This is a genomic window from endosymbiont of Bathymodiolus septemdierum str. Myojin knoll, assembly GCF_001547755.1.
Taxonomy (GTDB): Bacteria; Pseudomonadota; Gammaproteobacteria; order PS1; family Pseudothioglobaceae; genus Thiodubiliella.
Genome location: NZ_AP013042.1, coordinates 568,009 through 588,031 on the forward strand (window position 1 = coordinate 568,009; position 20,023 = coordinate 588,031).

27 protein-coding genes, 2 tRNA genes and 1 pseudogene are annotated in these 20,023 nt (G+C 38.8%); 15 read left to right on the forward strand and 15 right to left on the reverse strand.

Annotated features, from left to right (window positions below; translation table 11 throughout):
* Window positions 1-90: 90 nt before the first annotated feature.
* Window positions 91-2,256, reverse strand: coding sequence for a DNA helicase II (gene uvrD, locus BSEPE_RS02985; RefSeq protein ID WP_066043919.1), 2,166 nt, complete (start codon window positions 2,254-2,256; stop codon window positions 91-93).
* A gap of 129 nt (window positions 2,257-2,385) precedes the next feature.
* Here uvrD and BSEPE_RS02990 point away from each other — a divergent pair, with 129 nt between their 5' ends.
* Together BSEPE_RS02990 and BSEPE_RS02995 are read left to right on the forward strand one after the other, a co-directional pair.
* Window positions 2,386-2,571, forward strand: a complete 186-nt coding sequence (locus tag BSEPE_RS02990; RefSeq protein WP_066043921.1) for an Alvin_2107 family globule sulfur oxidation protein — start codon at window positions 2,386-2,388, stop codon at window positions 2,569-2,571.
* A 52-nt stretch (window positions 2,572-2,623) separates the two neighbouring features.
* A complete protein-coding gene (locus tag BSEPE_RS02995; RefSeq protein ID WP_066046073.1) occupies window positions 2,624-3,565 on the forward strand; it encodes a KamA family radical SAM protein in 942 nt (313 codons plus the stop codon).
* Here the strand turns inward: BSEPE_RS02995 and BSEPE_RS03000 are convergent.
* Window positions 3,558-4,058, reverse strand: a complete 501-nt coding sequence (locus BSEPE_RS03000; RefSeq protein WP_066043924.1) for a TlpA family protein disulfide reductase — start codon at window positions 4,056-4,058, stop codon at window positions 3,558-3,560. The genes BSEPE_RS02995 and BSEPE_RS03000 overlap by 8 nt on opposite strands.
* Window positions 4,059-4,072: 14 nt before the next feature.
* Between BSEPE_RS03000 and arsC the strand changes: the two genes are divergently transcribed.
* The gene (gene arsC, locus BSEPE_RS03005; protein ID WP_066043927.1) at window positions 4,073-4,420 is read left to right on the forward strand and encodes an arsenate reductase (glutaredoxin); all 348 of its coding nucleotides are present in this window, start codon (window positions 4,073-4,075) and stop codon (window positions 4,418-4,420) included.
* Here the strand turns inward: arsC and BSEPE_RS03010 are convergent.
* The 5 genes from BSEPE_RS03010 to BSEPE_RS03030 are packed head-to-tail and all read right to left on the reverse strand — an operon-like array spanning window position 4,417 to window position 7,188.
* A complete protein-coding gene (locus BSEPE_RS03010; RefSeq protein ID WP_066043930.1) occupies window positions 4,417-5,076 on the reverse strand; it encodes a glutathione S-transferase family protein in 660 nt (219 codons plus the stop codon). The two genes, arsC and BSEPE_RS03010, sit on opposite strands and share 4 nt — an antisense overlap.
* 11 nt (window positions 5,077-5,087) lie before the next feature.
* Entirely contained in the window at window positions 5,088-5,555 is a 468-nt protein-coding gene (gene rlmH, locus BSEPE_RS03015) for a 23S rRNA (pseudouridine(1915)-N(3))-methyltransferase RlmH (protein WP_066043934.1), read from the reverse strand.
* Complete coding sequence (rsfS, locus tag BSEPE_RS03020; protein ID WP_066043938.1) at window positions 5,556-5,921, reverse strand: ribosome silencing factor; 366 nt, start codon at window positions 5,919-5,921, stop codon at window positions 5,556-5,558. It lies immediately after the preceding gene.
* Window positions 5,918-6,469 (reverse strand): nicotinate (nicotinamide) nucleotide adenylyltransferase, encoded by a 552-nt coding sequence (gene nadD, locus BSEPE_RS03025; RefSeq protein ID WP_066043941.1) that lies wholly within the window; start codon window positions 6,467-6,469, stop codon window positions 5,918-5,920. Before nadD ends, rsfS begins: the two co-directional genes overlap by 4 nt.
* A complete protein-coding gene (locus BSEPE_RS03030) occupies window positions 6,466-7,188 on the reverse strand; it encodes an MBL fold metallo-hydrolase (protein ID WP_066043944.1) in 723 nt (240 codons plus the stop codon). Before BSEPE_RS03030 ends, nadD begins: the two co-directional genes overlap by 4 nt.
* A gap of 93 nt (window positions 7,189-7,281) precedes the next feature.
* On the opposite strand from BSEPE_RS03030, the gene BSEPE_RS03035 reads away from it, so the two are divergent.
* Both BSEPE_RS03035 and BSEPE_RS03040 read left to right on the forward strand, forming a co-directional pair.
* A tRNA-Ala gene (locus tag BSEPE_RS03035) sits at window positions 7,282-7,357 on the forward strand.
* 15 nt (window positions 7,358-7,372) lie between these two features.
* Window positions 7,373-7,447 (forward strand) — tRNA-Glu (locus BSEPE_RS03040).
* A gap of 145 nt (window positions 7,448-7,592) precedes the next feature.
* Here the strand turns inward: BSEPE_RS03040 and BSEPE_RS03045 are convergent.
* The 4 genes from BSEPE_RS03045 to BSEPE_RS03060 are packed head-to-tail and all read right to left on the reverse strand — an operon-like array spanning window position 7,593 to window position 9,628.
* Window positions 7,593-8,567, reverse strand: coding sequence for a phage integrase (locus BSEPE_RS03045; RefSeq protein WP_066043947.1), 975 nt, complete (start codon window positions 8,565-8,567; stop codon window positions 7,593-7,595).
* Window positions 8,564-9,019, reverse strand: coding sequence for a hypothetical protein (locus tag BSEPE_RS03050; protein WP_066043949.1), 456 nt, complete (start codon window positions 9,017-9,019; stop codon window positions 8,564-8,566). The genes BSEPE_RS03045 and BSEPE_RS03050 overlap by 4 nt, the downstream gene beginning before the upstream one ends.
* On the reverse strand, window positions 9,012-9,344 hold the full coding sequence (locus BSEPE_RS03055; protein WP_066043952.1) for a hypothetical protein: 333 nt from the start codon (window positions 9,342-9,344) through the stop codon (window positions 9,012-9,014). The genes BSEPE_RS03050 and BSEPE_RS03055 overlap by 8 nt, the downstream gene beginning before the upstream one ends.
* Window positions 9,341-9,628, reverse strand: coding sequence for a helix-turn-helix domain-containing protein (locus BSEPE_RS03060; RefSeq protein ID WP_066043955.1), 288 nt, complete (start codon window positions 9,626-9,628; stop codon window positions 9,341-9,343). Before BSEPE_RS03060 ends, BSEPE_RS03055 begins: the two co-directional genes overlap by 4 nt.
* Before the next feature lie 179 nt (window positions 9,629-9,807).
* Here BSEPE_RS03060 and BSEPE_RS03065 point away from each other — a divergent pair, with 179 nt between their 5' ends.
* From BSEPE_RS03065 to BSEPE_RS07985, 8 genes are all read left to right on the forward strand, one after another.
* Window positions 9,808-10,038: a hypothetical protein gene (locus BSEPE_RS03065; protein ID WP_066043958.1), complete on the forward strand. Its 231-nt coding sequence runs from the start codon at window positions 9,808-9,810 to the stop codon at window positions 10,036-10,038.
* Window positions 10,031-10,267, forward strand: coding sequence for a hypothetical protein (locus tag BSEPE_RS03070; RefSeq protein WP_066043960.1), 237 nt, complete (start codon window positions 10,031-10,033; stop codon window positions 10,265-10,267). Before BSEPE_RS03065 ends, BSEPE_RS03070 begins: the two co-directional genes overlap by 8 nt.
* Window positions 10,260-10,619, forward strand: a complete 360-nt coding sequence (locus BSEPE_RS03075) for a DUF3310 domain-containing protein (protein WP_066043963.1) — start codon at window positions 10,260-10,262, stop codon at window positions 10,617-10,619. Before BSEPE_RS03070 ends, BSEPE_RS03075 begins: the two co-directional genes overlap by 8 nt.
* A complete protein-coding gene (locus BSEPE_RS03080; RefSeq protein ID WP_066043968.1) occupies window positions 10,600-13,269 on the forward strand; it encodes a CHC2 zinc finger domain-containing protein in 2,670 nt (889 codons plus the stop codon). The genes BSEPE_RS03075 and BSEPE_RS03080 overlap by 20 nt, the downstream gene beginning before the upstream one ends.
* Before the next feature lie 172 nt (window positions 13,270-13,441).
* Window positions 13,442-13,744, forward strand: a complete 303-nt coding sequence (locus tag BSEPE_RS03085; RefSeq protein WP_066043971.1) for a DNA adenine methylase — start codon at window positions 13,442-13,444, stop codon at window positions 13,742-13,744.
* Window positions 13,719-14,006: a DNA cytosine methyltransferase gene (locus BSEPE_RS03090; RefSeq protein WP_066043974.1), complete on the forward strand. Its 288-nt coding sequence runs from the start codon at window positions 13,719-13,721 to the stop codon at window positions 14,004-14,006. Before BSEPE_RS03085 ends, BSEPE_RS03090 begins: the two co-directional genes overlap by 26 nt.
* Complete coding sequence (locus BSEPE_RS03095) at window positions 13,999-14,319, forward strand: hypothetical protein (RefSeq protein WP_066043976.1); 321 nt, start codon at window positions 13,999-14,001, stop codon at window positions 14,317-14,319. The genes BSEPE_RS03090 and BSEPE_RS03095 overlap by 8 nt, the downstream gene beginning before the upstream one ends.
* 263 nt (window positions 14,320-14,582) lie before the next feature.
* The gene (locus BSEPE_RS07985) at window positions 14,583-14,744 is read left to right on the forward strand and encodes a hypothetical protein (RefSeq protein WP_157059376.1); all 162 of its coding nucleotides are present in this window, start codon (window positions 14,583-14,585) and stop codon (window positions 14,742-14,744) included.
* Here the strand turns inward: BSEPE_RS07985 and BSEPE_RS03105 are convergent.
* The 4 genes and pseudogenes from BSEPE_RS03105 to BSEPE_RS07855 form a co-directional block, all read right to left on the reverse strand.
* Complete coding sequence (locus BSEPE_RS03105) at window positions 14,741-15,226, reverse strand: phage baseplate assembly protein domain-containing protein (RefSeq protein ID WP_066043981.1); 486 nt, start codon at window positions 15,224-15,226, stop codon at window positions 14,741-14,743. The two genes, BSEPE_RS07985 and BSEPE_RS03105, sit on opposite strands and share 4 nt — an antisense overlap.
* Complete coding sequence (locus tag BSEPE_RS03110) at window positions 15,216-16,157, reverse strand: hypothetical protein (protein ID WP_066043984.1); 942 nt, start codon at window positions 16,155-16,157, stop codon at window positions 15,216-15,218. Before BSEPE_RS03110 ends, BSEPE_RS03105 begins: the two co-directional genes overlap by 11 nt.
* Window positions 16,147-17,052: pseudogene (locus tag BSEPE_RS03115) on the reverse strand (DNA circularization N-terminal domain-containing protein); the annotation flags it as partial. The gene BSEPE_RS03110 and the pseudogene BSEPE_RS03115, both read right to left, overlap by 11 nt.
* Window positions 17,053-17,151: 99 nt before the next feature.
* Complete coding sequence (locus tag BSEPE_RS07855) at window positions 17,152-17,367, reverse strand: ogr/Delta-like zinc finger family protein (protein WP_083502964.1); 216 nt, start codon at window positions 17,365-17,367, stop codon at window positions 17,152-17,154.
* A 623-nt stretch (window positions 17,368-17,990) separates the two neighbouring features.
* On the opposite strand from BSEPE_RS07855, the gene BSEPE_RS03120 reads away from it, so the two are divergent.
* Both BSEPE_RS03120 and BSEPE_RS03125 read left to right on the forward strand, forming a co-directional pair.
* On the forward strand, window positions 17,991-18,965 hold the full coding sequence (locus tag BSEPE_RS03120; protein WP_066043991.1) for a head maturation protease, ClpP-related: 975 nt from the start codon (window positions 17,991-17,993) through the stop codon (window positions 18,963-18,965).
* Window positions 18,966-19,010: 45 nt separating this feature from the next.
* Window positions 19,011-20,009: a phage major capsid protein, P2 family gene (locus tag BSEPE_RS03125; protein WP_066043994.1), complete on the forward strand. Its 999-nt coding sequence runs from the start codon at window positions 19,011-19,013 to the stop codon at window positions 20,007-20,009.
* The last annotated feature ends 14 nt before the right edge of the window (window positions 20,010-20,023 follow it).

Here is a 20,023-nt window from a genome sequence, read left to right on the forward strand (position 1 = left end):
TGATTAGTTAAGTGGTTCTTTTAGAATTTGAATGGGCGCAATTAAAAATTGCTTAACTCTCTAAATCGCACTGGGGTTTTTGGAAGTTTATTAAATAAATTCTAAATTAGCGTAAGCACTAATCAGCCATTTTGTGCCTGCGGTTTTGAATTTCACTTGCACTCTGGCACTCTCGCCATCGCCTTCAAAATTAAGCACAGTGCCAAAGCCAAATTTGGCATGTTTAACAGTTCTGCCAATGGATAAATCGCCATTTGCTTGTGGTTTAATATCTTGATTAAATACATCATCTTTTTGGTAATTTTGCGGTGTTGCGCCATATTTTTGTTTAATCTGATTAAGATGTTTTTCTGGAAATTCTGACAAGAATCGAGATGGGTAGGCGTAGTTGGATTGTCCATGCAAGAAGCGTTTAATGGCGAATGACAGAGTGAGTTTTTTCATTGCACGGGTCATACCAACATAGCATAGACGCCTTTCTTCATCTAATAAATGCGGCTCCTCTTTGGACTGCCTAGATGGAAATAGGTCTTCTTCTAAGCCTGCTAAAAATACATACGGAAACTCTAAGCCTTTGGCAGAGTGGATGGTCATTAATTGCACATTTTGCGTCGGTGGTGCACTGCTGTCGCCACTAGAATCAAGCGAAGCGAGTGAGATGAAGCCTGTAACTTCGTTCATTTCACTGTCTTCTTCATGTGTGTATTGTTCGGCAGCGGCAATGAGTTCTTCAAGGTTGGCGGGTTTGCTGCCAGCTTTATCGGTTTTATCGTTGGAATAATAGTCAAATAAGCCTGATTTTTTAATTAAATAGCCAATTTTTTCAGATAAATCCAAATTCTGGGCATGGTCTTGCATTTCTTCAATCAATTGCATAAATCCGATTAAGGCATTGGCAGCGCGGGTTGGTAAAGTAGGTGCCATACTGATAGCCGCTTGAAATAAGCCTGTTTGGTTCATTAACGCATGCTCTCGCACTTTTTCGATGGTGGCAGCGCCAATACCTCGCGTTGGGAAATTGACGATGCGCTCAAAAGCAACACTGTCTTCGGTATTTTCCATTAAGCGCAAATAACACAAAGCATCTTTAATTTCCGCGCGCTCAAAAAATCGCAAACCGCCGTAGATAATATAAGGTACATTGTATTTAATTAAGCGCTCTTCAAAGGCCCTAGATTGTGCATTGGAACGATAAAGAATAGCACATTGATTAGCAGGAATGCCATTATTAATGATTTTTTGAATACTGCCAACTACATAATCAGCCTCGTCTATTTCGGTGCGTGCTTCGTATAAATCAATCAAATCGCCATCACCTGAATCGGTCCATAGTGATTTACCCATACGGTTTTTATTATTGGCAATGAGTGCATTTGAGGCTTTTAGAATATAGCCTGTTGAGCGATAATTTTGCTCAAGGCGAATAGTTTGAATCGGTGCAAAATCAGTGCTTAACTTGGTGATATTTTCAATTTTTGCACCACGCCAACCGTAAATAGATTGGTCGTCATCGCCAACGCAAAAGACATTATTTTTGCCATTGAACAACTGCTGAATCCATCGGTATTGTACGGTATTGGTGTCTTGAAATTCATCAACTAAGATATGTTGAAAGCGCGTTTGGTAGTAAGTCAACAATTCAGAATTGTTTCTTAATAGCTCGTAACTGCGAACTAATAATTCGGCAAAATCGATTAAGCCGTTGGCGTTGCAATGATTTTCATAAAAACCAAAGACTTCAAGGCTTTTCTTAACAAAATAATTATGTCCTGCATCGATATCACCTGGGCGAATACCTTCATCTTTTTGCTGATTAATAAACCACTGCACTTTACGGACGGGAAACTTGGATTCATCAATGCTATTTTCTTTCATTAAGCGTTTAACAATGCGATACTGGTCTTGCTGATCAAGAATCTGAAATTGCGGACTGAGGTTGGCTTCGGCAGCGTGGGTGCGTAATAATCGGTGTGCCAAACCATGGAAAGTGCCAACCCACATTGTTCTAATTGGTCGCCTCAACAACACTTCAAGGCGTTCACGCATTTCTTTAGATGCTTTATTGGTAAAGGTTACCGCTAAAATTGCATCAATCGGTACATTTTTTTGTGTAACCAGATAGGCGATGCGATGTGTCAGCACACGGGTCTTGCCAGAGCCCGCACCTGCGAGTATTAAGGCATTTTGAGTGTTGTCCAAGACAACTGATTGAGATTGATTGTCGTTAAGTCCGTCGATTATTTCAGATAAATGCATGCTTTTTTATTGTATTTTTTTTATAAGTGGTTATAATATTACCTTTCTCTTATATCCCAAGATTAAATTGGCTTATAAGAAGTGAGAAATTATAGACTTTATTTATTATTATATTAAGGAGTATCAGCAATGACATACTACGAAGGCGTTAAAAAAATGGAAGAAATGGGTGTAAACGATAATTATATTCAAGGTTGGGTCGCTGGTTTCTTACATAACCCTGAAATTGAAGAGCAAAGAGTCACCGATGAGTATGAATCAGGTTACGAAGATGGTAAAGAGCAAACTGATGCCAACTTTTCAAACTTCTGTTAATCTTCGATTAAATGAATTTAAAAAAGCCCCGTTTTACGGGGCTTTTTACTTTATGAGTAATAATTGGCAACACAACACACGCAATACGCTAAAAGGGGCAAATAGTTGTAATGCGTTTTTTGAAACCCAACAGTTTCAAGATCAAAGTTTTCCAATTAAAATTCCTTTGGATTTCGCCAATCTTATTGATAAGAATAATCCAAACGACCCTTTATTAAAACAAGTCATCAGTGTAGATACTCAAAAACAAATAGGCTTCAGCGAGTCACCTTTAGAGGATGAAAGTAACGCTCCTGTTGCAGGTCTTATTCACAAATACCCCAATCGGGTTTTATTGATTGCCTCCAGAGTTTGCGCTATTCATTGTCAGTATTGTTTCCGTCAGAATTTTGATTACAACGGGCATGATGCGATTAGCAATTGGTCGGCAATTGAAGATTATATTTGCCAACATACAGAAATCAATGAAGTGATATTGAGTGGCGGCGACCCACTCAGTTTGAATGATGAAAAATTGCAATCACTTATTACCTATATTGAAAATATTTCCCACATTAAAACTCTACGCATTCACACGCGTAGCGTTGTGGTAACACCAAGTAGGATAACGCCTGAATTGGTGATAATGTTAGCTAAGAGCAGACTTAATATGGTATTGGTATTGCACATTAATCACGCTAATGAGCTCTCAGATGCCTTTGCCAAAGCGGTGCAAAAATTGACCAATATTACCTTGCTCAATCAGTCGGTTTTATTAAAGGGTGTGAATGATTCTGTTAGTGTATTGAGTGAATTGTCGCTAGGCTTGTTTGACTTGGGTATTTTGCCGTATTATTTGCATCTATTAGACAAGGTAATCGGCTCCGAGCATTTCTTAGTGGATGACAAGGATGCTATTAAGTTACACAAAACTTTGAGTAAAAAACTCAGTGGTTATTTGGTGCCAAAATTGGTTAGAGATGAAAATTTAGAAATGAAAACTTTGGTTACTTGACTTTGGTCGCTTTCTTTAAAGTTTCCATATCGATTGCACCCGTATAATATTGAACCAATGCACCATCTGGCGCGTAAACGAAGGTCGTTGGCATGCCGATAATTTCACCAAATTTACTAAATGCAGGGCGGTTGCCTTCGGTAGATAGGATGATTGGATAATTCACCATAAAGGTATCAGTGAATTCAGTAATTTTTTCCTTGTCAGCGTCTTCATAATCCATCCCCAAAATTTCCACCTTGTCTGAATATTTTTTATAAAAATCTACAAAATCGGGAATCTCTTTTCGGCAAGGCGGACACCAGGTTGCCCAAAAATTTACCACTAAGAATTTTCCCTTAATAGTTTCATTATTGTGAGTTTTTCCATCTGTATCTACCACTGAAAATTCAGGTAATTGAACAGTTTTTTTAGTAAAAAGACTGTCAAGTGAAAGTGCTTGAACCGCACCCAAAGAAAAAGTGAGAGCGAGTATAATGAGCGTTTTTTTCATAAAAAGAGGTTCCAATGACTGTAAAAATTTACCATAATCCAAGATGTACAAAATCAAGGTTAACTTTAAGTATTTTAGAGGAAAAAGGTGTTATTTTTGAAGTAATTGAGTATCTTAAAAAACCACCAACTACCGAAGAATTAAAAGCGCTACTTAAAGACTTGAATATAGACGCTAGAATGCTGATGCGTACTCACGAAGCCCCGTATAAAGACAACAATTTAGACGATAAATCCTTGAGTGAAGAGGATTTAATTCAAGCAATGATTAATAACCCAATCTTGATTGAGCGTCCGATTGTGAGAACGAAAAAGGGCGTTGTTATCGGACGACCACCTGAAAATATTTTAGCGATTATTTAATCAATAAGTAGCGTTGATAAATAACCTTCACGGTTTTCAATGTTAGATAAATAAACATCATCCAGGCCCTCATCCACTGAATTTTTAACCACATCTAAAGCCAAAATTTCATCACTCCAAGCTTTAATTTCAGGCAGTTCTAATAATGAAACAGCATTGTCAGTGAATTCATTAATCCATGCAAGGCGCATAAATATAGGGGCAAACGCTGCATCAATCATATTGAATTCATTGCCATTAAAGAACTTTCCTTGGGTTTTTGCCATGCTGACTTTTGCGAATTTTTGCATTAATTCGGTTTTCGCTGCATTAAATTTTTCTTCATTGCCAGTAATGATATTAAACATATCACCCAACATATCTGACGAATAAATAATCCAAGAACGGTTATTCGCTGCTTTGATGATATTAGTGGGATGAAGGCTTTTTTCGCTAATTTCATTGATAAATTCGGTAATCACTAGCGACTCAAAAATCGGCGTGTCATCGGCTTTCAGCAAAGGCACTTGTCCAGTCGGAGAGATTTCCTTGAACCAATCAGGTGGGTCCATTGGATTGATATAAGTCATTTTATAATCAACATTTTGTGCGTTTAATGAGATAATCGCTCGTTGTGCAAAAGGGCAAAGTTTAAAACTGATTAATTCTAATTTCATAGGTTTCTCCGTTATTCCCGATGATAGGGGTGGTTAATTAATAATGAATGGGCGCGATAAATTTGCTCTACGGCTAGTAATCGCGCCATCGAATGTGGCAAAGTGAGATTTGACAAGCCCCACAATTGTGTTGCTTTTTGTTTTACTTCATCGCTCAAACCATCTGCGCCGCCAATTAGCAGTGACACTGTATCACCATTTTGTTGCCATTTTTTCATTGCATTAGCAATCTCCTTGGTGGTATTTTGCTTTCCATGCTCGTCAAGGGCAATAATAACACTTGACCCCGTGCAGCCTTTCAGTAGTAATTCACCTTCAGATATTTTGATTTGTTCGATATTGGTATTTTTGCGTTTTTGCCCTTCAGGAGTTAGCAGGCTAAAATTCATTTCTCGTGGTAATTGCTTTTGATAATGGTTGATACCTGCCTGTATCCATTCTGGCATTTTTTTCCCAATGGCAATCAGGCTAACCTTCATTTATGCGTTGTTATCCTTAATAGGGGCACTATCTTCGGCTTCATCTGCACCCGTCCACAATTTCTCTAACTTGTAAAATTCTCTGGTTTTCGCACTCATAACATGCACCACCACTTCGGCTAAATCCACCAAAATCCAATGCCCTGTTTCCGTACCTTCAATGCCAACGACTTTCATTCCAAGGCGCTTTGCCTCAATCTTCACATTGTTAGCAATGCCTCGCGTATGCTGTGTTGAACGCCCTGTGGCAATTACAATCGCCTCGATATCCGCACTTTGATCTAACACTTTCAGGGTAACGATATCCTCGCCTTTGAGTTCTTCAATAATGTCAGTAACTGCTGCTAATTGCTGTTTTAAATTCATAAGTCTCGCAAATAATTAATAATGTTTTCTGGCAATAATCCAGATAAATCTTGATGGTTGTGTATTTTACTGCGAATTTGCGTCGATGAAACATTAACCAGTGCTGTTTTTGCAAAATAAGCATCAAAGTCTAGATTTGAATGTGGAATATTGCTATGACGAGGCAATACTACCAGTTGTGCATACGCTTTAAACTGCTGACAATCTTTCCAAGTGTCCAACACTTTAAAACTGTCCGCCCCGATAATTAACGCCACTATCTCATCTGGATAATCCATCTTAATCTGTTTTAGTGTATCGATCGTATAAGATGCACTTTTTCGTTCCATTTCCCGTGTGTCAATTTTTAATTCCTCAAATTCATCTAACGCCAATGTCAACATTTCCAAGCGTTGCTGATTTGAAAACTGCAACTCGTCCTTGTGCACAGGTTCTTTACATGGCATTAAAAAAAGTTGTGTTAAATTTAATTCCTCTTTAATCGCACGCGCCGTGTGTAAATGCCCATAATGCACCGGATCAAATGAACCCCCATAAAATCCAATCACAACATTGCCTGAATTTCCATTTTGGTCAACGCATCTGTTGGATAAGCAATTAACCCCTGCGACATTCCATTCACAAATTTAACAAAATCCGTCTCATTGTCAATCACTAAATACGCATTCCCTGCTTTTTGTTCGCCCATCGTCGTCTCAACCTTACACCCATAATCATGCCCACAATGCAACATTGATTTATTGTCTACCTTTTTGAGTTTCTGCATTGATTGATAAAATTCATTCACATTACCCCCTGGCATTGTGCAATGTCCTGCCCCAAATACAAATAGTGTATCTCCAACAATCAAATGCTTGTCCAATGAGTAGCAAATCCCACCCCCTGTGTGCCCTGGTGTATTAATCACCGTTGCTGAAGTTTCTCCTAATTGCACTATTTCACCATCCTTCACAGTTCGCACTTCGTGGGTAATATCCAGCCAAGGTAATTCATTTACCCCTACTGTAATCACCGCTCCCGTTTTATCCGCCAATTCATCCGCCGCGTTGGTGTGATCCCCGTGCCAATGTGTTAGCCAAATATCTGTCAGCGTGTAGCCCTTATTCGCAATGCGTTGCAAAAACAAATCTGCCTCCCAGGCTGGATCGACAATCGCACAGCGCTTTGACGCATGGTCAAAAATAAGATGAATAGAATTCTCATAAACCCCACGATGATAAAGGATTTCCAAAGTAAATTTTTTTTCTGTGTAAGTTTTTATTAGCATAGTGGTATTTTACCTATTTTCCTCTAAAAATACACTTGACTAATCCACATTACAGACTATAATTTACCCTTTTTGCTTGGCAGTCACTTTATTGGGGCTATAGCTCAGCTGGGAGAGCACGACACTGGCAGTGTCGGGGTCAGCGGTTCGATCCCGCTTAGCTCCACCATAGCAAAAAAATTATGTCGCCTTCGTCTATCGGTTAGGACCCCAGGTTTTCATCCTGGTAAGAGGAGTTCGATTCTCCTAGGCGATGCCAAACTAACCTTTGGTATCAGTGCATTTTAGGCATTGTTATCAACGGATGTGACGACAATCTGACGACAGGACGATAAATTGTTTTGTTTTTGGATTTAAAAGGGTAGTGATTTTTAATCACTACCCTTTTTTTTTGCTTTGAATTTTTACTTGAAATCTATTGGATTTAAGGCAGTCATTTCGTTTAAAAACTCGGGCGCAAGATGGGCATATCTCATTGTTGTGTTTAGTGATGAATGATCTAAGATTTTTTGCAGTGTTAAAATGTTGCCGCCGTTCATAATGAAGTGACTGGCGAATGTGTGTCGTAAGATGTGGGTCATTTGCCCTTTGGCTTTTTTGAAATTTAACTTAATCAGAGAGCGTTGAAAGGTTGTGTAAGGGTCGATGTATGGCGCGGTGGATTTTATTTCATCAGCCAATTTTTTAGTTACTATTAGGTATCTGATTTTGCCATTTTTGCCTAAAACACTGATTTTATCGTTTCTGATGCTTGATTTTTTGATGCTCACGGCTTCGTTCCACCTGGCGCCAGTGGACAGACATATTTTGGTGACCATGTAGGCGTCTGATTTTTTTGGCTTAAAATGGGCCAGTAGCTCGATAACTTCATCTGTTGTAAGATATGCCAACTCGGTTGGGTCGAAGCGCAGCAACTTAACTTTATCGATTGGGTTTGTGTCAATCTGCCCGATTTCAATCAATCGCTTAAACATTACATTTAAGTAGGTTTGGTAATGGTTTAGCGTGTTGTCACTCACCGAATTGTTTTTGCTTCTGAATATTAAAAAATCTTTACTGGTAAAGTCCGACAGCCAAGGATCGTTGAAATTATCAATTAACTTATTGAGTGTTAAGACTCGCTTGTGTCCATCTTTTAATTTGCGTCCGTGAATGTCGTACCAGTCTTGCACAAGTTGGCTTAGTCGATAGTCTTGCTTCTTGCGTGCCAAGTCCCACGGCTTGCCCTGGGCGTGATTGCCACGGGTGGCGGCTTCAAAATTTTGCGCTTCTCTTTTTGTGGAAAATATTTTACGGATTCGCTTGCCGCCGACGCAAGTGCGACCGCCGACATTGACATCTGCCCGCCATTTGCCTGATTTTGTGCGTTTAATGCTCAAGGTTTTAGCTTAAAACACCAGCTGGTGTTGTTGTCGATATTTAGATAGTCAGGATTATATTTGTGAATTTCTGATTCCATTATTGTTGTCACACCTACACGGAGCAAAGGCATGCCTTTTTCAGCTCTTTTAGGTGTGTTTCTATTTAGGAGATACTCTATATCTGAAAATTTGTAAGCGTTGCCAATGACAATAAGTTTGGTTTTTAAGGTGATTGTTTTCCACAAATGAAGCAACCCGGTCACTTGCTCGTCATCCAGTGAGCACATTGCAATGTGCTCAGCATAAAACCAATTATTTGCTTTACACCAGTGCCTTTGATCGGTGAGTGACATGCTTTGAAAATTACCCAAAAACACAGCTTTAGGTGGGTTTTTACTGTCCGCCATATTTTGAATGTACGAAGCGTCAAGTGTGCTAACAATTTTAGGGATTATATCCTTATCATCCATGATCCATGTACCTTGCTATGTGTTTTTTTGTATCCGCCACTTTTTTCAGTATTCGTTTTTTGTCTTTTTCTAAAGTTTTTAAATAGTCAAATAATTCTAGAAATATTGACAGATCAACCCATTGCTTCACCTTGTCAACTTGCTCTTTATTATCAGATGTAATATTATCGGTGATGCCATTCATGATATTTTTCCTGTGTTTGCAAACCGTAAAATTTTGCCCTGCAGGGCAAGAACAGTGTATTTTTAATTTATCAATAGTATTGATAAAATCGACTTGATATAAATCAGACCCCTGTACTTTAAATGAGATTATTTCACTCATAATTTGACTTTAGCCCTAGCTGATGCATTATTAGTATCCTTATTACTTTTTGCTAAATCTGGACTGATTTGGTGTGGCGGTTGGACTTGCTCAGTAGTCAGCCACAGTGCGTATTCGGGGAAGCGGAGGCATATTGCTTCTATTTTTGAAGCGCCAGGCTCTTGCGAACCAGATTCTATCCTTCTAATTCCGCTATCGTGAGAAATGCCAATTATTTTGGCAAATTCAACCTGAGTAAACCCCTCTGTAGTGCGGATTAATTTTAATCTTTCATTTAATTTCATAAATCCCTTGACAGACTGTATTCAGTCTGTTTATAATAGCAACAGACTTTAAAAGGTCTTGAATACACTTAAAAGCACTTAAAAATGCTTAAAAGTTTTTAATTTTAACACAACAAAAACGCGGATATTTGGCTGTTTGCCTACCTTGTATCCACTTTTTTTAAAACGGAGTTACAAAAATGGAAGCAATAGAACAAGCCAGCAAGTTGCCAGAGGTCAGAGCGAGAATTTACGCTGAAGCGTTTGGATTCTCAATTCATACAGTAAATTCAATGTGTTCTTGTGGAAGTATTCCCTGTCGAAAAATTGGAAAGCCTGTCAGCGGAGGCAATCGAGACAACAGAGCCTGGATGGTTAATATGATTGAAATAAGAAAAGAATTAGAAAAAACAGGCGGAGAAAGTGAGTAATCGCATTATCACTGTTAATCGATTAGGGTTTACACACATGAAAAACCGCAACACTTATGTTAAATACTCAGACTCTCTAAAGTTTGTAGTGCATATATCCCTAGAAAGTTGGGCAGTATCTGTTGTAAAAAATGGCAAGGATTTACGCTCATTGTCGAGTGGTTTTAAAAGCGCTGAGGCGGCGATGCGTTGGCAGTCTCACTTGGTGGATGGAGGTTTAGATGAATAAGCAGGTGGGTGGTAATCATTATTTGAAATACAAAAAACAGCCCTTAATTTGGTCGCTGGATAATCACATTAACGCTGCAGAATTTATCGTTTTGCGATATTTGTTGCGTTATAAAGATAAAAATGGACTGGAAGATTTGGGCAAGGCGAGTCATTACACGAAGATATTGATGGACCAGTCTTTTGTGAGCAAAAATATCGACGCAATCGCAACTGTTAGTGATTTTTGCATTGTTAATGGATTGTTGGGCTATCAGCACGCGGCACTAGTTGCTCTATTTGACCATGATTATATTGAGGTTTTGAAAGTCGTTAAAGCCATGAGGGGCGAATATGAACCAAAATCGCATTAATCAAATTAAGCAAGCGAGCAGTTTAAGTGAGATTGTAAAGGATTTTGGCATAGCGCTTAAAGCCAATCGCGGCAAATGCCCGTTATGTGAAAGCAGTTCAAATTCGTTTAGCGTTAATAGCGATTATTTCAATTGTTTTAAATGCGGTGGCAAAGGCGATGTGGTTGAGTTTGTGCAGCAAACGCAAGGTTTGGATTTTGTAAATGCGATGAAGTTATTGGGTAATAGGGCAGGTATATCTACCGAAGAATCTATTACTAAAGCCGCAGGCGACGCACCCAAGGCGGCCGCTAAGATGTATTTAACCGAACGCGGGCTTGATATTGACGAGAGTTGGTACTCTCAGGAAATCTTTGGTTACAGCAATAAGCAATCAGCCACAGTGCGGTTTGCGATTGGCGAGACTTATTGGGAGCGTATTATCGATGCGCATTTATTTACCCACAAAGCGCATTTTAAAAAGGGTAGCACTTATAAAGGCGAATGCTGGCAACCGCCAGCGCAGCGAATTGTTAAAAATGATAGGATCTACATAACTGAAGGGATTTTTGACGCTATCGCCCTGATGCAAGGTATGAACTACAAGGTTGCGAGTGCAATGAGTACGAGTAATTTCCCGCAAAATCTAATCGACAAACATAAAGACAAGGGTATCACCTGGTGCTTGGCGCTGGACAACGGCGAGGCTGGAAGTTATGCCAGTAAAAAATGGGCAAAAATCCTGCGCGACATGGATGAAAAAGTTGAGGTTTATTATCCCTCCGACAAGCGCGATTGGAACGATTTGTATCGATCTAAAGCGCTTAATGCTGATTTGTTGGAAGATTATTGGTGGCGCGGGCAAGTGTTGGTGTCGCAAAGTGCCTCTGAGCGTATGGCTTGGCTGAGTGTTGAAGCCAGGGTAAAAAACAAATTTATACCAAACAAAAGGGTGGTTACTTTTGCAAATTGCTATTTTGGATGCTCTTTGACTGACGAAGCAAACGCCGAAGAGAACGAGCAAATTTATCAAGCTATTGAAGATAAAAATTACTTTCAAGTGGTTAATTTACTCACCCCATCAATTAAAAGCAACCGCATTGGCACAGCGGTTGCGACACTTTTATACACCCAATTTGACCCAATCGATAGCATGTATTCTTATTATTTTGACATCGCGCAAAACGGTGTTAAAAAAAGCAAAAAAGTGGCGTTGGCGGCGAATATGACAATTGACGCTAAAACTTTTCACACGGCCTTATGGGGCAAAGTAGGGCAGTCGTCGTTTAGAGGTAGCGCTGCGCAAATGAATGAAATATCAGACGGATGGGTATCTGTGCGCAAGCCGACAGTTGAAACCATTAGGCACATGGGCTATAGTCCGACGCATAAGGCTTATGTGTTTGAAAATTTTGGCTACAAAGATGGTCGCATGATTAAAGCCAACGAGCATGATTATTTAAACATCGGTAATTTAGCGCTAAAAACCACTTTTGATGGGTGGGATATTCCTAATCCTGATAATAAAAAATCAGCGTGGTTTGATGATTTTTATTTGTCAAGTGGCAACGAGGGTTTGACCGCTTTGGCTTTTTGGTGCATGAGCCTGTTCGCATCACAGGTTAGAAGTCGTAACGGGCATGGTGAAATCACTTTTTTTGAATACACGGGCATCGCCCATTCAGGCAAGAGTTCTGTTATTAGCTTCCTTTGGAAATTAATCGGGAGAGAAAATTTTGAGGGTGAGGACCCTGAAAAAATGACACCTGCGGCCTTGGCGCGCTACTTTATGCAAGCGTCCAATATTCCCGCGGTACTGCTAGAAGGTGACCGCAGTATGGTTGAGGGTCATCGTAAAAAATTCTCAATGGACCAGGTGAAAACCCTGCACAGCGGACATAGCCCTTATGGTAGAGGGATTAGAAACAACGGAATCAATATTGACAGCGTGCCGTTTCTTGGGACTTTGGTAATTTCTCAAAACGCAGCGGTAGAAGGTGAACCACAAATCCTTAACCGAATTGTGCAATGCGTGGCGAATAAAAAGGGATTTTCTCACGAGGGATTTGAGGCGTCTAAGCGCTTAAAGAGGCTCAAAGGCGAGCAAGTTATTCATTTTTTGCACGACGCACTTAGCAAAGAAAGCAAAATAATGGAAGAATACGGCATTTGGTTTGACGAATATACCGAGTTTTTACTCAATAGAAAAAACATAAAAGACGCACGAATTGCCGAGGGGCACGCGCAAATTATGGCGTTTGGAAAGTGCTTAAAATTGATTGTGCCTGAATTTGACGATCATCGATTAAAAAAATGGATTGAATTTATGGTTGACTTGGCTGTTAAACGCCAAACGGCGTGCCAGACAGATACACCATTGGTGCAGAAATTTTGGGAGATTTACGACACATTTAACGAAGAAATAGGCTCGACGGATGAATTTACGACTGTTCAATCTGAGCAGTTAATCAATCACTCAAAAGACCCTGACTTAATAGCCATTAGTTTGCCGTTGTTTAAAAAAATGGCTGAGGAAAATCGGCAGCAGATTGATGTTGATGCTTTAAAAGCGTTATTAGTCAACTCTAAGCGTCATAAATTTATTAAGCAGAAAAAAATAAATTCTGTAATACTAGGGAAAATTGTGCATTGTTGGATTTTTAAAAAATGAAAAATACTAAGCACAAGGTAGGCGACAAGTGTTGCAGGGTTGGTGAGGAAAAAATTAGGACCGTAAAAAGCGTAATTATTTTATCAAAAAATGATGAAAGTGAATTTTATTATTATTTGGGAAATGGGGTTTATGCGTTTGAAAGTGAAATTAAAACAAAGGAGAATTAAAAGTGAAGCCATTTTTCAGCTACTACGGGTCAAAGTATCGATTGTGCCAAAAAGGATTCTACCCCGCGCCAAAAAATGGCAATGTGGTAATTGAGCCATTTGCAGGCTCAGCTACTTACAGCGTGTATCACGAAGTGGAGTACGCGATATTGATTGACGCAAACCCTACTATTGTGGGTATTTGGGATTATTTAATTAACGCAACGACACAGCAAATATTGAGTTTGCCAATTTTTGGCAAAGACGGCCGTGATTACGATGAATTTGATGATGTGATGCTTGGGTTGCAACAGGCTGAAAGGTAGACGATTTAAAGAAAATGGCGAACCGAGTTTCACGCTGACAGCACAAGACAAGCATGGAGTGTTAGTTGACCAACGCATTCGCAAATTGATGCCGATTGAATGCGAGCGGTTGCAAGGTTTGCCAGATAACTGGACGGCGCTTGGTGAGGATGGTGAACAAATCAGCGATTCTCAGCGCTACAAGTGCTGTGGTAATGCGGTAACTGTTAATGTTGTTGTTGAGATTTTTAAACAGTTAATAAAAGAGTGTAAAAATGAATAATAAAAAGTATTTAAACCCGTCGAATTCGGCGGGTTTAAAAAATATTGGCAACGCAAATAAATTGTTTTTTAAGTCTTCGGAGATTCGTGATGTTGTATCTGATGTTTTAGCATTCCTGCCTGATGTCAATGATAAAAAGCCTATGCACATTGGTTTTATTATTAAGAAACAAAAAGGTTTATTTACTTATGAACCCCATCCAACATTAATTTTCAAGGGTCATAAAAAAACACACGGATTAAGTTCTGGCAACCTAAAAGCTTTAAGTGCTCAATTGGCTCAGTTACTAAATTTGGTTGAAGTTTGGGAATAAATAGCCTTAAATGTTCAAAAAATGCTGATTTTGAACACATTTTTAATATATATATAGAAAACAAAGGATTTTGAACATATGGGATATCAAAAGATATTAATAACTTACAAGCGAACCAAAAAAGGTGAGGTTGAGAAGTTTATAACAGTTGTAAGTTGTTTGCCTTCAGATGAAGGCTGGGCAAGCGACATTGTTAGCGACTTAATCCAAGACTATTGCGGGGGTGTGCATCCTTATTGGCATAGGTTTGAAAAAATTTAAAAATGAGATACATAGTCATGCAACAACGCCACAGCACCATTAAAGCTGTAAAAATTAAGGGTGATTATTTTACTAATGAAAGCGACGCTAGATGTCGACAAAAGGAACTGCAGGCGCTGCATGGCGCTACGCATTTTTTTTGGATTTTAATGTTGGTCGCTTAAAGCGCATTGGGTGCGCTAGTGTTTGTGCCTCCGCCGAAGTGATCTCCTGAGTTCTGAGGATGATTATGTGTATCGCCAACATTGATACCATTGTGACTCAAGGTTTGAGATGTGATTGCAATATTGCCCGTGGCGTTGATATTAAGATTGCCAACAACCTTAATATCAATGCCTGAATTTTTAAGATGAACAAATTGGTTGCGATTGTCGTATAGCATAACATCGCCAGGCTCGAGTGTATGTGTGTGTCGTCTGTCTACACAGCCTATGCTAATGCCTTGTGACCTATCTCCAGCGTTAAAAACCGTCACGGCTTTTGAGCCTGGCAATGGGTAAACCTCAATGCCGTAGCATTGGGCAAATTGAATATTTTTAGATGTTTCGCTATCTGAAAAATCTACTGTTTGAGAAGTTTGGTCACTGCCAACCACACTACCAACGCTCAAAATCAGTTTTAATCTGCGTATTATTTTATCCCACATGATGACCTTTAAATGTGAGTGAGGTGGTTCGATTATTGCCAGATTGATTGAATGTTGCTGTTGTTAGTAGTAGTTTTGCGCCTTTAATTGTGTACAAACTATTCGGCTTCCATAATTTGCCATCAGGGTTAAGCCAGCCTTTAAATGTGCCACTCGCAGAAATGCTTTGTGATTTTGCTAGGCTGACGATCTCATTTGCGCGGTCTTGACAAGATTGTTGATTAGTCAACGAATCAGCGATTATTTCTTGCGTGCGAGTTTTGCGCACTTCATTAACCTGCAGCGTGAATTTGTGATTGTTGTGCGCGTCAGGGTTTAAGTTGTCTTTACCTGGGTTGGTTTTTACGGTGTTAATGTGAAAAAATGCCGCTAAGTTTTCTGTGATTTTAAAGTCAGACAGGTTAGTTGGACCTAAATTTAAGTGTGAGTTATCTACATTTGCAGGCTCTACTAATGACACTGAGCCGTCGTTGTTTTCTACAAACAGCAAGTTTTGCTGTTTGGCGATTTGGTTTAGCGATTCAAAAGCCGATTCAGCAACAATTGAAAAATCTTTAACTGGTTTGGTTTTGATTTTGGTGTTGAATGTTTGCCCGAATTTAGCGAATAATTCTGTTGCTAATTCAGCCAAAGTTTTGTCGTGCGCTACAAAAGTAATTCGCGAATCAACGATGTCTTGCGACATTGAGCGACCAGAAAATGTTATTGTATTATTGTTGGCGGGTGTAGCGTGGTCGATTGAGTTGATAAAGCCTGTCATTGCGCGTGCGCTGTTAATACTTATGCTGACTTCTTTGTGTGTAGGCAGTGTTTTAAATGGGATTTGCAAACTAAATGTATCACAAATGGAATCCATAGTTTTGGTGATTGATAGCGATTGTGCCAGTACTTGCTCTGACCCAATTGTTAATTTGATGTTGTTAACTGACATATTTAACTTCGTTATCGCTAAATAAAGGATGAATTGAAGTGTTTAAATCATCAACTTCACTGCCAAGCAAATGTTTGAGTTTGTCTGCAGGCACTTGTGCGTTGACAATGTATGTCTTGATTTTTGGTAGATTGGCGTTATTGTCTATTAGTTGACGCGCTACTACAGATTTCAAGTGATAGAATTCGTTTGCAATGTCTGAGCTGGTGATTAGCGGGTTGTTAAATATTTGATTGATGCTTGATGCGTCTGTTGTTAGCTGGTCGGTTGATTTGTATTTTTTACCTTTAGAATTTTTAGACGCAAACAGCGCCTGATGCTGCTGGTTGAATGTTTGAGTGATTGAGTTGCTAGATGTTAACACCAGTGGAGTAGATTCAAGACTTTGAGAGATTGAAACCTCTAAATTATCAAGCGTTATACCGCTATTAATATACTCTTTAAAGTCTACAATCGTTTCGAATTTGTTGCTTGAGGTGTTGATAGCATTCACAGTTGAGCTTATCACTCGCTCTATGGTTTGCTTTATATTTTCAACAAGTAAACTCTGGAAGTCAACACTAAGTAAATTTATGTCGTTGTTTTGCAAAAAATTAAGACTGGTCACCACCATGTTGCGCTTGGTGTTCACCCCAGTGCTAAAGGTGTCAAAACCTACAGATAATTCCCCGTAATTAGGGTGTATTAAAATTCCAGCACCTGACTTTTCTAGTTGATTTATTAGATTGTTCGCTTGCTTAATGGCATCCACACCAAAGTGTAGCGCTGATAGTGCATAAGTTCTATTCTTAACTCCGTGTTGTTGCAGCCCAGTTTTATTATTGTTGAACTTATGCTCAGATTGGCGATGTCCACCAGTCACATCGGTGCTTTGAACACTGAATTCTATTCCATTATATGATGTTTTAACATGTCAGTCAACGAGCGACTAATTCCGCTCTACCTTCCCCTCCGTATTATTTGTTTTTGTTTTTTGAATGATGTATTTATTTTGCTATCTAAGTGATTTTATATCTTGCTCAGATAATGTTGCTGGGTCTATACCTTGATGAATTATTTTTACTATTTCAGTGTGTGTTTTAAATACACATTGGCAGCTGTTGTTGACACAAACACAATACCTTTCTGCAACTTTATTAGATAGTTTTCTTGACGATCTGATTGTCGCTGGTAACCCACAATTTGGACAAGGTGTTGTGATGATTCTCATATAACTATCATTATACAGAGTTATTAAAATTTTGCTTATTAAGTGCTTATTACAACAATTAAGGAATTTTCTTATTTATTTACCTAATACCAAAAAAACCCTGCTACTAAGCCATTCTTGTGTTTTACCAGTGTTTTTAAAAAAAAAGTATGGTTAGGGTCGGGGATTAGGTAATAAGGTAATTAATTTATAAAAATCACTCTATAACACTTGATACAGTTGACTTTTTAACAATTTCAACAAAGGTAATTATCAGGTAATCACAAAGTAATTAATTACTTTTGTTTTGGTAATTTTTTAATAATTAAATTCCTTTAAAAATCAATTACTTAACTTTGCGATTACCTTTGATTACCTTTGCATGGTAACTTTAAAAACCCTTTAGCCGCAGTATATACAGACCAATTAATCACCTTAATTACCTTATTACCTAATCCCCGACCATACCCATATTTTTTTGTTGTAATAAGCACTTTCTAAACCAAATGCCAAGAAATAAAACTTCTTAACTGTATAACTGTATAACTGTATTTACATTTTTTAAATCACACAAGATTTATGCCAAAAAACAAGCAAACATGGTATTCAATGAGTGCTAAAGACACACGGCACCATTTATATTTATGAGCAAATCGGATATTGGGGGTGTGACTGCCGCCAGTTTTGCAAAAGAATTGGTTGCGCTGGGTGATATAAGCACCATTACACTACACTTAAACACCCCAGGTGGTTCTGTTGGTGACGGCACAGCAATTTACAACGCGCTTAAAAACCATAAAGCAACAGTTACAGTTGAGATTGATGGCTACGCACTATCAATGGGTTCAATTATTGCGCTGGCTGGCGACACTATTAAAATGTCAAGTAACGCTTTATTTATGATTCACAACCCATCAGGCATTGTTTTTGGCGACGCAGAAGATATGCGCAAATCAGCAAATGTTACTGATAAGCACAAAGAAGCAATGCTTAACACTTATCAAGCAAGAACCGGCATTGATCGCAACAAATTATCAAAAATGATGGACGATGAAACCTGGTTTACAGCAGACGAGGCGCTAGACAATGGTTTTATTGACGAAGTAACAGACTCAGTAGAGCTTGCGGCAAGCGCTAATACTCAGCAGTTTATGTCTAATTTAAACCTAAAGCACCAACCAGATGGCTTTTTAAATTCAGAGCCAAACATCAAGGTTAACCCAGGGCTAATTACAGCCTTTAAAAATTTATTATCACAATTTAACAAAAACCAAAAAATAAAGGAGAGCAAGATGGACAAGGAAGAATTAAACGCACTATTAAAATCCAAGCAAGACGCAGATGCAGCTTATGCAGAAGCAGTAAAAAACAACCCTGAGCTGCTAGCGAAAATGCCAACAGAAAAGGAAGAAGATACTACACCTACTTCTAATCTTGACGACGATAAAACCGTTCAATCGTTAGTTGATAAAATTGACACCCTTACCGATCAACTAGCAACAGCCAACAAAAATCACGAAGACCTTATTGCAAAACTCGGAAATACGATTGAAAGTTTTAATCGAGACGAAGCAGACGGCGGCGCCAACGGCAACACAGACACCGACGGCGTTTATTAACCAATTTAATAATTTAATAATTCATATATCTAGGAGAATCTAACCATGAATAAGACTACAAGAAAAAATTTCCAATTAATGCTCGCCACTCAAGCTTCAATTTACGACGTTAAAGCAGTGACTGTACCATTTACTGTGACCCCAGAAAAAGAGCAACGACTAATCGGGGGCATGCAACAGACGGATGCATTTTTGAAAAAAATCAACATGGTTACTGTCGACAACATGGTTGGCGATTCTGTCATTATTGGCGTTGATGTTTTAACCGCAGGACGCACAAACACAAAACTAAATGATCGTAAACCAAACCTTGTGCATAACGGTAAAGTCAATGGTTATTCATGTCAGCAAACTAACTTTGATACAGCGCTCGAATATGCTCAACTTGACGCTTGGGGACACAAACCTCAATTTAAACAAATTGTCTCAGAAAAAACAATGCGAGCAAACTCACTAAGTTTAATCTCAATGGGTTTTAACGGTACCAGCATTGCAGCAGATACAGATATTGATAAGAACCCATTACTGCAAGATTGTGCTGTCGGATGGTTGCAAAAGTTAAAAAATCGCAACTCTGATAATTACCTTGATTCTAAAGACATTGTTATTACCAAAGAGCTAAATATTGATGTGCTTGTCAATCAAACTAAAAATTCACTTGGTGAAGTTGAAAAACATAACCCTGATTTAATCGTCATCTTGGGTTCTGAGTTATTTGAACACAATAAAGACCGCTTGTGCGCTGAAAACGCCACAAAACCAAGTGAAAAGAGCAAAACAGAGCTTAAACAAGTAATTGAAACTTTTGGCGGATTGCCCGCTTACGGTGTACCCTTTTTCCCAGCTCGAGGCATCTTGGTAACCACTTTTGAAAACTTATCAATCTACATTCACAGCGGATCTATGCGCAGACGAATTGAAGACCAACCTAAGTGCGACCGAGTTGTTACTTATTCAAGCAAAAACATTGACTATGTAGTTGAGAATTTAGACTTAATGGCTTACATTGATTCTAGCAAAGTTAAATTTGAAGGCGAATCTTAGCCAAACACTTAAAG